Here is a 12270-nt window from a genome sequence, read left to right on the forward strand (position 1 = left end):
GCGTTAACAATCATTCCGGGAAAAGGTGCATCCGATGAACATCACGAAAATTGGTATTATTACGCTCTTTGCTCTGCTGTCCCTCGGCGGTATCGGCGGCGTTATGCTGGCGGGATATTCGTTTATCGTGCATGCCGGTTAAGTCTGCGCACCAGCCGTTCAAAGACGCGGTCGACGATAATCGCCGCCAGCGCCACCAGAATGGCCCCCTGCAGTACATAGGCGGTGTTAAAACCGCTCAGACCGATAATAATCGGCGTGCCCAGCGTTTTTGCCCCCACCGTTGAGGCGATGGTTGCCGTGCCGATATTGATAATCACCGATGTCCGCACGCCCGCCAGGATCACCGGTGCCGCCAGCGGCAGTTCAATCTTCCACAGCCTTTGCCAGCCACTCATCCCCATGCCCTGTGCCACGCTGCTGGCACTTGCCGGAACGGCGGCGAGCCCGGCGAGTGTCCCCTGCAGGATCGGCAACACACCGTAGAGAACCAGAGCGATAATCGCGGGCGTCGCGCCAAAGCCCATGACCGGGACCGCAATCGCCAGTACCGCCACCGGCGGAAAGGTCTGCCCGACGGCGGCAATGGTCTCCGCCAGCGGCTGAAACTCGCGGCCCGCCGGGCGCGTCACCGCCACACCGGTGCCGACACCGATGACAATCGCAATTACGCCTGACACCGCCACCAGCCAGAAATGGGCGGCGGCCAGCGCCGCAAAACTCTCCTGAAGATAGACCGGGCGCGGCAGCTGCGGAAAGAGCGGACCGAACAGTGCCGCGCTGTGCGGCATCCCGTACAGCAGGCCGATAAACAGCGCCATCAGCCAGAGAAGCGGATCACGCAGCAGGCTCACCGTCGGCCTCCACGTGCAGCAGATCCTGAAAATGCAGGGTTCCGCAGTAATTCCCTCCGGCATCCACCACCGGCAGAACCTCACAGCGGTGGGTGACAAAGGCCGACAGCGCCTCGCGCAATGTCATCTCCGCCCGCAGCGGTTCACCGGGAACTTTCTGGTCGTGCCGCAGATAGTCGCTGACCTGCTGCAGAGAGAGCAAACGCACGCCCAGCTCGCTGCGACCAAAGAACTCGCGAACAAAGTCGTTGCGCGGCCGGGTCAGGATCTCCAGCGGCGTCCCCTGCTGGACAACCTTGCCGCCGTCCATCAGCACCAGATGATCCGCCAGCCGCAGCGCCTCATCGACATCGTGAGTGACCAGCACGATCGTGCGCCCAAGCAGCTTATGAATACGCACCATCTCCTGCTGGAGCGCCCCGCGCGTGACCGGATCCAGCGCGCCAAAGGGTTCATCCATTAACAGCACCTCCGGGTCGGCGGCCAGCGCGCGAGCCACGCCGACACGCTGCTGCTGCCCGCCGGAAAGCTGGTGGGGATAACGATCCCGCAGGGCGAGATCCAGCCCCAGCAGGGTCATCAGCTCATCCACCCTCGCCTCACGTTTCGCCCGGGACCACTTTTGCAGCTCCGGGACGGTGGCAATATTGCGCGCCACCGACCAGTGCGGAAACAGGCCGATGGACTGGATGGCGTAACCCATCCGACGCCGCAGGGCCAGCAAAGGCTGCTGGTGGATATCTTCCCCGGCAAAGGTAATGGTACCCTCATCGTGCTCCACCAGCCGGTTAATCATCTTCAGGGTGGTCGATTTCCCGGAACCGGACGTGCCCACCAGCACCGAAAAGGCCCCGGTTTTAAAATGCAAATCCAGGTCGCTGACCGCCCGCACGCCGTCAAAGGTTTTGCTGACGTTTTTAAATTCAATCATGGCTGTTTTACCTCAAGCAGCGCGATCCCTAACCCAAACAACGCATCGACCATTACCGCCAGCGCAATCACCGGGATCACCCCTAACAGAACCAGATCGAGGGCGCTGCTCAGCAGCCCCTGGAAGACCAGCGCGCCAAATCCGCCTGCGCCAATCAGCGCGGCAATCACCGCCATCCCCACCGTCTGCACCGCCACCACCCGCAGGCTGCGCAGCAGTACCGGCAGCGCCAGCGGGACGCGGACCTGCCAGAAGCGCTGGCGCGTGCTCATACCCATCGCGCTGGCGCTCTCCAGCACGTCGGGCGAGACGAAATTAAGCCCGGCAACCACGCCGCGCACCAGCGGCAGTAGCGCATAGAGGATCAGGGCGATGAAGGCAGGCGTCATGCCAGTTCCGGCAATCCCCAACTGTGCAAGCCACGGAAACTGCTGCACCAGCCCGGCCAGCGGGGCAATCAGCAGCCCGAACAGAGCCACGGAGGGAACGGTCTGGATAATATTCAGCACGGCAAAGACCGGTCCCTGTCTGGCGGGATGGCGATAGCACCACAGGCCGATGGCAAAACCGATCGCCAGGGCGGGCAGCAGCGTACCGAACAGCAGCGTCAGATGCTGGACCAGGGCATCATTAAACACATCCTGGCGGTTGGCGTATTCCCGTAGCAGAGAGAGATTGTCCAGCGCCCCGCTGAGCAGCAGATACAGCGGCAGACAGGCGATTTGCATATGCAGCAGCCAGCGCCAGAGCGGATGAACAGCAAAACGGCGGATCGCGTCGCTGCAGGCCAGCAAGGCCAGCCCCAGCCAGAGCCACAGGCCGCTGCCCGGTGAGGTACGCGCCACCGTGCTGCCCTCGACGGCAAGATCCGTCGCCGCCCGACCCGCACTCCAGATCAGCAGGCATACCAGGGCTTCGGCCAACAACAGCGTCGCGACCTGGGCACCACGTCCCGGCACAAAACAGAGGGCCAGCAGCAGAAAAGGCGCCAGCAGCCAGACAGCCGGAAAGAGCTGCCACAGGGCGCGGCCCTCGCCGGAGACCAGACGATTAGGCGCGAAATTGATAAACGGCAGAAAAGCCGCCAGCAGCCCCAGGGCCACCAGCAGCAACAGCACGCGATTATGACAGCGCAGGGACAGGTCCATTGTCGGGGTTATTTCACCAGCCCTTTCTCTTTCAGGTAGTCCGCCGCGACTTTCTTCGCGTCCAGGCCGTCAACGGCGATGCTGGCGTTCAGTTTTTGCAGGGTTTTCTCATCGAGGCTGGCGAAGACCGGCTTCAGCCAGCTATCCAGCTCCGGATACGCTTTCAGTACAGCTTCACGCACCACCGGCGTCGGGGCATAAATTGGCTGAACGCCTTTCGGATCGCTCAGGGTTTGCAGGCCCAGGGCCGCTACAGGGCCGTCGGTGCCGTAGGCCATCGCCGCATTCACGCCGGAAGTTTGCTGCGCCGCCGCTTTGATGGTGACCGCCGTATCGCCCCCGGCCAGGGAGAGAAGCTGATCCTGTTCGAGCTTAAAGCCGTAGGCTTTTTCAAACGCCGGGAGCGCATCGGTCCGTTCGATAAACTCCGCCGAGGCGGCAAGCTTAAATTCCCCGCCCTCTTTCAGATAGCGGCCCAGATCGTCCAGCGAGGTCAGTTTGTTTTTCTGCGCCAGATCCTGACGCACGGCGATGGTCCAGGTGTTATTGGCCGGGGCCGGCGTCAGCCAGACCAGCTGGTTCTTTTCGGCATCGAGCTTTTTCACTTTCTCATAGCCCTGCTGCGCGTTCTTCCACGCCGGGTCGTTCTCCTCTTTAAAGAAGAACGCCCCGTTGCCGGTGTATTCTGGGTAGATATCCAGCTCGCCGGAGGTAATGGCCCCGCGCACGACTGGCGTGGTACCCAGCTGGACTTTATTGACGGTTTTCACGCCGTGATTCTCCAGCACCTGGAGAATGATATTGCCGAGCAGCGCGCCTTCGGTGTCGATTTTGGACCCAACCTTGATCGGCTCCGCCGCATGAAGTGGCAGGCTAAAAGCCGCCAGCAGCGCGGTTAAACCCAGAATTCGTTTGGTAAATGGCATCACTGCGTCCTCATTATTTTGTCGCCAGTATCAGCGGCTTAAGAGGAAAGCGTAGTCGAAAAAACGGCAGGCGGGGAAAGACGGGAGAATTCCTGCCGCCGAAGCGGCAGGAGATTAAGGCTTAACGCAGTTCAAACTCACCCTGTTTTACGCGGGCGGAGTCTACGCCGATAAAGACGTTAAATTTGCCCGGCTCAGCGTCGTATTTCATCCGCTGGTTCCAGAATTTCAGCGCCTCAACGTCAATCGGGAAGCTGACCGTCTGCGTTTCACCCGGCTTCAGCGACACTTTCTCAAAACCGCGCAGCTGTTTAACCGGGCGGCTCATGGAGGCGGTGACATCCTGCAGATACATCTGGATCGCCGTTGCCCCTTCGCGCTTACCGGTGTTGGTGACCTCAACGCTGGCGGTCACTTTGCCGCTGCGGGTCATGGTCGGCGCGGAGAGCTTCACGTCGGAAACGCTAAAGGTGGTGTAGCTCAGGCCGTAACCGAACGGATAGAGCGGGCCGTTCGCTTCATCGAAGTAGCGGGAGGTGTACTTATTCGGTTTATCCGCATTGTACGGACGGCCGGTGTTCAGGTGGCTGTAGTACACCGGGATCTGTCCGACGGAGCGCGGGAAGGACATCGGCAGCTTGCCGGACGGGTTGTAATCGCCAAAGAGCACGTCGGCAATCGCGTTACCGCCCTCCGTCCCGGCGAACCAGGTTTCCAGAATGGCATCCGCCTGCTGATCTTCTTTCACCAGCGCCAGCGGACGGCCGTTCATCAGCACCAGTACCAGCGGCTTGCCGGTGGCTTTCAGGGCGGTAATCAGATCGCGCTGGCTCTGCGGGATGGTGATATCGGTGCGGCTGGAGGCCTCATGCGCCATCCCCTGGGCTTCACCCACCACGGCAACCACCACGTCAGATTTTTTCGCTGCCGCCACCGCTTCGTCAATCATCGCCTGCGGCGTGCGTGTGTCCACCTTAACCGCCTCTTCATAGAGGTTCAGGAAGTCGACGATCCCTTTGTCATTGGTGATGTTTGAGCCTTTGGCGTAAACCACTTCGCCTTTTCCGGCCAGCGCGTTACGAATGCCCGTCAGGACGGTAACCGACTGGTCGGCCACGCCGGCTGCGGACCAGCTGCCCATGGAGTCACGCTTGCTGTCCGCCAGCGGCCCGGCCACGGCCACGGTGCCGGATTTTTTCAGCGGCAGGGTGTCCAGACGGTTTTTCAGCAGCACCAGGCTTTCGCGGGCCACTTCACGTGCCTCTTTGCGGTGCAGACGGCTTTCGGCGTTGGTATCTACCGGGTCAGAGCCTTTCGGGCCCAGGTGGCTGTACGGATCGTTAAACAGACCCATATCGTATTTCACGTTCAGTACGTGACGCGCCGCATCGTCCAGCTCCGCCATCGTTACCTTGCCGGATTTCACCAGCCCCGGCAGATATTTGCTGTAGTACTCGTCGCTCATACTCATATTGATGCCGGACTTCAGCGCGACGCGCACCGCATCTTCCGGATCGGCGGCGGTGCCGTGTTTGATCAACTCTTTGATGGCGCCGTGATCGGAGATGGTGATCCCCTTAAAGCCCCACTCGTCGCGGAGCAGGTCTTTTAGCAGCCAGGAGTCGGAAGACGCCGGCGTACCGTTGAGGGAATTCAGGGCGACCATCACCCCGCCGCTGCCCGCGTCCAGCGCGGCTTTGTACGGTGGCATATAGTCGTTAAACAGGCGCTGAGAGCTCATATCAACGCTGTTGTACTCTTTCCCGCCCTCTACCGCGCCGTAGGCGGCGAAGTGCTTCACGCTGGTCATCACCGAGTAGCGGTCCGCCGGGCTTTTACCCTGCATCGCTTCAACCATAGTTCTGCCCATCGTGGCGGTCAGATACGTATCTTCCCCGAAACCTTCCGAGGCGCGGCCCCAGCGCGGATCGCGAGAGACGTCAACCATCGGAGCCCAGGTCATATTCAGGCCGTCATCCGCCGCTTCATACGCGGATACCCGACCGACGGTCTTCACCGCGTCTAAATTAAAGCTGGAGGCGAGGCCCAGGCTTATCGGGAAAACGGTGCGCTGGCCGTGCAGCACGTCATAGGCAAAGAAGAGAGGAATTTTCAGGCGGCTGAGCTCCATCGCCTGATCCTGCATGGCGCGGATATCCTTGCGCGTCACGGTGTTAAAGATAGCGCCAACCTGGCTCTCTTTAATCATGTCGCGAATGGCTTCTTTCGGGTTATCCGGCCCGACGCTGATTAAGCGCAGCTGGCCGATTTTTTCATCGACGGTCATTTTGGTCAGCAGGTCGCTGACGAAGGCGTCCCGCGCTTCCGGCGTCAGGGGATGATTACCAGACAGCTCCTCTGCCAGAGCGGGGTGTAATGCCAGACTGACTGCGACACCTACAGAACAAAGCCATTTCATGTCGTTACTCTCTTTTCTCTGCCGCAGAGGACGCGGCCGGTCCATGGAAAAAACGCAGTGTGCCATAAGGGTAACCGTCATTGCAGCAGATTGCTTAGGTTATTCTCTGATTTTTCTGGCGCTTTCACGGAGCACGCGGCGGCAATCGCGCTATGCTTAAGGGCGATAATTTGCCTCGCCACAAGGAGTGGACGATGTCCAGAACCACCATAAACGACAACAGTGCGCTAATTAACGAGTTTAAACGGCTGGTGGGCCACGCCCATCTGCTGACCGACCCGGCGAAAACCGCCCGCTACCGCAAGGGGTTCCGCTCCGGCCAGGGCGATGCCATCGCCGTGGTGTTCCCCGGCTCGCTGCTGGAGCTGTGGCGGGTGCTGGCCGCCTGCGTCAGCGCCGATAAAATTATCCTGATGCAGGCCGCTAATACCGGTCTGACCGAAGGCTCGACGCCAAACGGCAACGACTATGACCGCGATATCGTCATTATCAGCACGCTGCGGCTCGATAAGCTGCAGCTGCTGGATAAAGGCGAGCAGGTACTGGCCTTCCCCGGCACCACGCTCTACTCGCTGGAAAAAGCGCTGAAGCCGCTGGGCCGCGAGCCCCACTCAGTGATCGGCTCCTCCTGTATCGGGGCCTCGGTGATCGGCGGGATCTGTAATAACTCCGGCGGCGCGCTGGTGCAGCGCGGCCCGGCCTACACGGAGATGTCCCTGTTTGCCCGCATCGATGAACAGGGCAAATTGCAGCTGGTGAATCATCTGGGGATCGACCTGGGCCAGACGCCGGAGCAGATCCTCAGCAAGCTGGACGACGAGCGCCTGACCGACGCCGACGTCCGTCACGATGGCCGCCACGCCCACGATCACGACTACGTCAGCCGGGTGCGCGACGTGGACGCCGATACGCCCGCCCGCTATAACGCCGATCCGGATCGTCTGTTTGAATCCTCCGGCTGCGCGGGCAAACTGGCGGTCTTTGCCGTGCGCCTCGATACCTTTGTGGCGGAAAAACGCCAGCAGGTGTTCTATATCGGCACCAACAAGCCGGAGGTGCTGACGGAGATCCGCCGCCATATTCTGGCCAACTTCACCAGCCTGCCGGTGGCGGGCGAGTATATGCACCGGGATATTTACGATATCGCCGAGCGCTACGGCAAAGACACCTTCCTGATGATCGATAAGCTCGGCACCGACAAGATGCCGTTCTTCTTTAGCCTGAAGGGCCGCACCGACGCCGCGCTGGAAAAAGTCTCCCTGTTTAAACCGCACTTTACCGACCGGGCGATGCAGAAGCTTGGCCACCTGTTTCCCGGCCATCTGCCGCCGCGTATGAAGCTGTGGCGCGATAAATACCAGCACCATCTGCTGCTGAAAATGGCCGGTGACGGAATTGAAGAGGCCCAGACCTGGCTGCGCGAGTTCTTTGCCGATGCCGAGGGTGACTTCTTCGCCTGCACCGCGACCGAGGGCAGCAAGGCGTTTCTGCATCGCTTCGCGGCGGCGGGTGCGGCGATTCGCTATCAGGCGGTGCATGCGGACGAGGTCGAAGATATTCTGGCCCTGGACATCGCCCTGCGCCGTAACGATACGGAGTGGTTCGAAGAGCTGCCGCCGGATATCGACGCCCAGCTGGTGCATAAGCTCTACTACGGCCACTTTATGTGTCATGTTTTCCATCAGGATTACATCGTCAAAAAAGGCATCGATTCGCACCGGCTGAAAGACGAGATGCTGGCCCTGCTGCGCGAGCGCGGCGCGCAGTATCCGGCCGAGCATAACGTCGGCCATCTGTACGAGGCTGCCGACAGCCTGCAGCAGTTCTATCGCCAGAACGATCCTACCAACAGCATGAACCCGGGCATCGGCAAGACCAGCAAGCTGAAGAACTGGGGCGAGGAGACGCCACCGGCATCATAAGGACGCTGTATTGTGCCCGCACTTCGTAATAGAGTAGCGTTATCCGGCCGGAGACAAGCGGTCCCGGCCTTTGTTACGAGGAGTCTGCACATCGTGTCTGCTGTTGAAGTTATCTGTAGCGCTGACGTTGAGATCCGCGACGCGCTGCCCGAGGATGTTCACGCCATCGCGTCCCTGTATGCCTGGCACGTGCTGAACGGTCGCGCCTCTTTTGAAGAAGTCCCGCCGTCGGTGGATGAGATGCGCCAGCGCATGAAGAAAGTCACCGACCTGGGCCTGCCCTGGCTGGTGGCGCTTTATCGCGGCGTGGTGGCGGGCTACTGCTATGCCACGCCCTACCGCCCTCGCCCGGCCTACCGTTTCACCGTTGAAGAGTCCATTTATGTAGACAGCAGTATGGCCGGTCACGGTATCGGCAGCAGCCTGCTGAGCGCCGTGATCGCCCGCTGCGAAGGCGGCCCCTGGCGACAAATGCTGGCGATTATCGGCGACGGGAACAACAACAAAGGATCGCTGAACGTGCATAAAAAACACGGCTTTGAAGTCGCTGGTCAGCTGCGCAGCGTGGGCTATAAGATGGGAGACTGGCGGGATACGCTGATTATGCAGCGCGCCCTGGGCGACGGGGACTGGACGTTACCGGAATAGCTGTTGAAACACGAAAAGAAACAGGCCACTGACGTGGCCTGATTTATTTAATCGTTCTGCGCGGTCTGGCTTTCGGCCATCTGCGCCGCCTTCTGCTTTTTATAGCTCAGCGCGGAGGCCGGAACCGGCATCACTTTACCGGTTTCAATCCAGGTCCGCAGACGGCTGGCATCCGCGAAGTGGGTCGCCTTGCCAAAGGCATCCATCACCACCAGCGCCACCGGGCGATGATTGATCACGGTGCGCATCACCAGACAGTGGCCTGCGGCGTTGGTAAAGCCGGTTTTGGTCAGCTGAATATCCCAGTTTTCCCGGTATACCAGATGGTTCGTATTGCGGAACGGCAGCGTATAGGCCGGGCTGGAGAAGGTCGCCATCTCTTCCCGGGTGGTGCTGAGTTTGCCCAGCAGCGGATATTGCTGGCTGGCAATCAGCAGTCGGGTGAGATCTTCCGCGGTCGAGACGTTATGAATCGACAGGCCGGTCGGCTCGACAAAGCGGGTATTTTTCATGCCCAGCGCCTTCGCCTTGGCGTTCATCGCCCGGATAAACGCCTGGTAGCCGCCCGGATAATGGTGCGCCAGGCTCGCCGCAGCGCGGTTCTCCGAGGACATCAGCGCCAGCAGCAGCATATTCTCACGGCTGATCTGGCTGTTCAGACGGACGCGGGAGTAGATTCCTTTCATCTCCGGAGTCTGGCTGATATCCACCGTCAGCATTTCATCCAGCGGCAGACCGGCATCGAGCACCACCATCGCCGTCATCACTTTGGTGATGGAGGCGATAGGCCGTACCAGATTGGGGTGGCTGGAATAGATGACTTTATTGGTTTTCAGGTCAACAATCATCGCGCTGCCGGAGGCGATCTCCGGCTGCGTGGCAGCGGCTGCAACGGGGGCCGTTTTGGCAACCGCCAGCGGTGCGGCAAAAGGCGTCGCCATCAGCAACGCCAGGCTAATCAGGGAAACTCGAAATTTCAGCATGGTGAGTAGTCAGGTAATTATTCATGCACGTGATGACGCACACCGCTTTCGTTTAGTTCATCAATAACGAAGCTGGCAAGGCATCATAGCGGGGGCAACTGTCCGTCGCCAGAGAAGAATCGTGAACGAATGCTGCGGCGCCGGTTTTTCAACCCGCGCCGCACATTATCAGAACAGACGGTAGCCGTAGCCCCAGAGTATTACGGTCAGCGCCAGCAGAACTTCCAGCACCAGCACGCCGATGGCCAGGGTTGAGCTGGAGAAACTCAGCCCCTCTTCTTTGTTGATATTGAGGAAGGTTGGCACCCCGAGATAGAGCAGATAGCCGGTGTAAAACAGCGCGACCGTCCCGACCAGCGCGCAGAGCCAGACCAGCGGCCAGAGCGCAACCAGCCCGCTAAGAAACAGCGGCGTGGCGACGTAGCCTGCAAAGACCATGCAGCGCGCCAGGGATGGGCGATTTGGATAGCTACGCGCCATCCACCAGATCACCCGCCCCATTACCGCCACGCCGGCCAGCATCAGGGCATAAAAAACAACGGCCAGCGCTAATCCGGTCCCGATGGATATCGGTACGCTACCTCCTTCGCCAAAACTCCAGCCAAACTGCGTGGTACCGATAAAGGCGCAGATCACCGGGATCGCCGCCATCAGCAGTACGTGATGAGTGTAGTGATGCGAAACGCTTTCGTTTTCACCCCGGATGATATGCAGTTCCCGGTCGGGATGAGAAAAAAGTCCCCAGACATGGTTCATAAAGCCCCCTCGTCGTGGCTTCCCGTTGTGGTCTCTCAAGTATAATTCACCCTGCGGATTATTTTTTGTACAGAGCCAAATAATAATGGGTGTTGCCGCAGCGTTGCAGTTTAGGGTGTATGATCGCTCAGGGAAGGAGGTGTTTGCTGTGGATATGAATTCGCTGATTGCACAATATGGTTATCTTGCGCTGCTGATTGGCAGCCTTGCAGAGGGGGAAACCATCACCCTGTTAGGCGGCGTGGCGGCGCATCAGGGACTGCTGAAGTTCCCGCTGGTGGTGCTGGCCGTTGCGCTTGGCGGGATTATCGGCGATCAGCTCCTGTACTTTCTTGGCCGCCGTTTCGGCTACCGGTTGCTTCGCCGCTTTGGCCGCCATCGGAGTAAAATTCGCCGCGCCTCAAAGCTTATTCAGCGCCGTCCGTGGCTGTTTGTTATTGGCTCCCGCTTTATGTACGGCTTCCGTCTGCTCGGGCCGGTGCTGATCGGCGCCAGTCGTCTGCCGCCTGCGGTATTTCTGCCGCTGAATATCCTCGGCGCGCTGCTGTGGGCGCTGATTTTTACCAGCCTCGGCTATCTGGGCGGCGAGGTGATCGGTCCTCTCCTTCATCACCTCGACCACCACCTTAAGCATCTTATCTGGCTGGCGCTGGCCGTTGTGGTCGTGCTTGCCCTGCGCTGGTGGCTAAAGCGGCGGCACCGCGAGGATTAGTTGCCGCTGGCGCTGTAGTTCAGCGGCACCCAGCGGTAGCCTTCCCCATTTTTCATCACCTTGCCGATCCCCGGGAAGGCGATATGCGCTGCCGCCACCCAGTCCCCTTCTTTCGCCACCTGTGCAAGGACTTTTTCCCGCGTCGCAATGGCCTGCTGCTGATTAACATCAAAATGGATCGCCACCTTCGGCTGCTGCATCTGGACCGGTTCAGCATGAATAATGTCGCCCCACAGCATCAGGGTCTTGCCACCATGGGTCACGCGATACACCACGCTGCCCGGCGTATGGCCCGGTGCCGGGATCGCTTCGATGCCCGGGATAATCTGTGTCGGCGCGTGGAAGGTTTTCAGTTTTCCCGCCGCGATCACCGGGCGCAGGGAGCGTTCAGACTCGGCAAAGGTAGGGCGCTGGCTCTCTTCTACCTGTTTATCGTTCGCCGGGTTAAGCCAGAAATCGACATCTTTCTGATCCACCCGGACCTCGGCGCGGGGGAATACCGGGCTGGCGTTATGCTGAACGCCGCCGGAGTGATCCCCGTGAATATGGGTCAGCAGGACCAGATCGATATCCTGTGGGTCTATCCCCGCCGCGCGCAGGTTATCCGGCAGATGACCACCGGCCTCACCGAGCAGGGCTCCCGCCCCGGTATCCACCAGGATCAGCTGGCTGCCGGTATTGATCACAAAGGTGTTAATCGAGGTTTCCGCTTTAACGGGGAGGCTGGCGTCGGCCATTCGCTGGCGTAACACGTCCGGTGTGATGCCGGTCAGCAGCGTATCGAAAGGCACCGTCACGGTGCCATCGGACACGGCGGTCACCTGCCAGTCGCCGAGGGCCATCCGGTAGTAGCCCGGTGCCTGCGGCTGGGTAGTGGGAAGTTGCGCGCTCATCGCACCGGCGCTGAACGAAAGTAGTGCCAGAGTCAGGAATGGGATTTTCATAATGCTCTCCAGTTTAGGGGGGTTGCA

Annotated in this window: 12 protein-coding genes; 4 read left to right on the top strand and 8 right to left on the bottom strand. The window is 60.1% G+C overall.

All coding sequences use genetic code 11. The features are described from left to right. Positions 1-34 precede the first annotated feature (34 nt). A complete protein-coding gene (locus EDF81_RS06370) occupies positions 35-142 on the top strand; it encodes a protein YohO (protein ID WP_123347245.1) in 108 nt (35 codons plus the stop codon). Here EDF81_RS06370 and EDF81_RS06375 read toward each other — a convergent pair. The 5 genes from EDF81_RS06375 to bglX form a co-directional block, all read right to left on the bottom strand. Then, positions 123-854, bottom strand: a complete 732-nt coding sequence (locus EDF81_RS06375; RefSeq protein WP_123347246.1) for an ABC transporter permease — start codon at positions 852-854, stop codon at positions 123-125. The genes EDF81_RS06370 and EDF81_RS06375 overlap by 20 nt on opposite strands. Continuing rightward, entirely contained in the window at positions 838-1785 is a 948-nt protein-coding gene (locus EDF81_RS06380) for an ABC transporter ATP-binding protein (protein WP_123347247.1), read from the bottom strand. Before EDF81_RS06380 ends, EDF81_RS06375 begins: the two co-directional genes overlap by 17 nt. Continuing rightward, entirely contained in the window at positions 1782-2933 is a 1152-nt protein-coding gene (locus tag EDF81_RS06385; protein WP_123347248.1) for an ABC transporter permease, read from the bottom strand. Before EDF81_RS06385 ends, EDF81_RS06380 begins: the two co-directional genes overlap by 4 nt. An 8-nt stretch (positions 2934-2941) precedes the next feature. Next, positions 2942-3859, bottom strand: coding sequence for an ABC transporter substrate-binding protein (locus EDF81_RS06390; protein ID WP_123347249.1), 918 nt, complete (start codon positions 3857-3859; stop codon positions 2942-2944). Between the two features lie 121 nt (positions 3860-3980). Then, positions 3981-6278: a beta-glucosidase BglX gene (gene bglX / locus EDF81_RS06395; protein WP_123347693.1), complete on the bottom strand. Its 2298-nt coding sequence runs from the start codon at positions 6276-6278 to the stop codon at positions 3981-3983. Positions 6279-6472: 194 nt separating this feature from the next. Here bglX and dld point away from each other — a divergent pair, with 194 nt between their 5' ends. Both dld and EDF81_RS06405 read left to right on the top strand, forming a co-directional pair. Next, the gene (dld, locus tag EDF81_RS06400) at positions 6473-8200 is read left to right on the top strand and encodes a D-lactate dehydrogenase (protein WP_123347250.1); all 1728 of its coding nucleotides are present in this window, start codon (positions 6473-6475) and stop codon (positions 8198-8200) included. 93 nt (positions 8201-8293) lie between these two features. Continuing rightward, entirely contained in the window at positions 8294-8848 is a 555-nt protein-coding gene (locus tag EDF81_RS06405; protein ID WP_123347251.1) for a GNAT family N-acetyltransferase, read from the top strand. Between the two features lie 47 nt (positions 8849-8895). Here the strand turns inward: EDF81_RS06405 and pbpG are convergent, their stop codons facing one another. Further along, the gene (pbpG, locus tag EDF81_RS06410; RefSeq protein ID WP_123347252.1) at positions 8896-9831 is read right to left on the bottom strand and encodes a D-alanyl-D-alanine endopeptidase; all 936 of its coding nucleotides are present in this window, start codon (positions 9829-9831) and stop codon (positions 8896-8898) included. Between the two features lie 168 nt (positions 9832-9999). Beyond that, positions 10000-10587 carry a Yip1 family protein gene (locus EDF81_RS06415; RefSeq protein ID WP_123347253.1) on the bottom strand — a complete coding sequence of 196 codons (588 nt, stop codon included), beginning with the start codon at positions 10585-10587 and terminating at the stop codon, positions 10000-10002. A gap of 148 nt (positions 10588-10735) precedes the next feature. Between EDF81_RS06415 and EDF81_RS06420 the strand changes: the two genes are divergently transcribed. Then, the gene (locus tag EDF81_RS06420) at positions 10736-11299 is read left to right on the top strand and encodes a DedA family protein (RefSeq protein WP_123347694.1); all 564 of its coding nucleotides are present in this window, start codon (positions 10736-10738) and stop codon (positions 11297-11299) included. Here EDF81_RS06420 and EDF81_RS06425 read toward each other — a convergent pair. Next, on the bottom strand, positions 11296-12243 hold the full coding sequence (locus EDF81_RS06425; RefSeq protein ID WP_123347254.1) for an MBL fold metallo-hydrolase: 948 nt from the start codon (positions 12241-12243) through the stop codon (positions 11296-11298). The two genes, EDF81_RS06420 and EDF81_RS06425, sit on opposite strands and share 4 nt — an antisense overlap. Positions 12244-12270 lie beyond the last annotated feature (27 nt).

Origin of the sequence: Enterobacter sp. BIGb0383 (assembly GCF_003751845.1) — a bacterium.
GTDB lineage: Bacteria > Pseudomonadota > Gammaproteobacteria > Enterobacterales > Enterobacteriaceae > BIGb0383.

Bases quoted from the DNA above. Each gene is read 5' to 3' on its own strand.
- EDF81_RS06370 (WP_123347245.1), top strand. From the start codon at position 35: ATGAACATCACGAAAATTGGTATTATTACGCTCTTTGCTCTGCTGTCC.
- EDF81_RS06380 (WP_123347247.1), bottom strand. From the start codon at position 1,785: ATGATTGAATTTAAAAACGTCAGCAAAACCTTTGACGGCGTGCGGGCG.
- EDF81_RS06385 (WP_123347248.1), bottom strand. From the start codon at position 2,933: ATGGACCTGTCCCTGCGCTGTCATAATCGCGTGCTGTTGCTGCTGGTG.
- EDF81_RS06390 (WP_123347249.1), bottom strand. From the start codon at position 3,859: ATGCCATTTACCAAACGAATTCTGGGTTTAACCGCGCTGCTGGCGGCT.
- bglX (WP_123347693.1), bottom strand. From the start codon at position 6,278: ATGAAATGGCTTTGTTCTGTAGGTGTCGCAGTCAGTCTGGCATTACAC.
- dld (WP_123347250.1), top strand. From the start codon at position 6,473: ATGTCCAGAACCACCATAAACGACAACAGTGCGCTAATTAACGAGTTT.
- pbpG (WP_123347252.1), bottom strand. From the start codon at position 9,831: ATGCTGAAATTTCGAGTTTCCCTGATTAGCCTGGCGTTGCTGATGGCG.
- EDF81_RS06415 (WP_123347253.1), bottom strand. From the start codon at position 10,587: ATGAACCATGTCTGGGGACTTTTTTCTCATCCCGACCGGGAACTGCAT.
- EDF81_RS06425 (WP_123347254.1), bottom strand. From the start codon at position 12,243: ATGAAAATCCCATTCCTGACTCTGGCACTACTTTCGTTCAGCGCCGGT.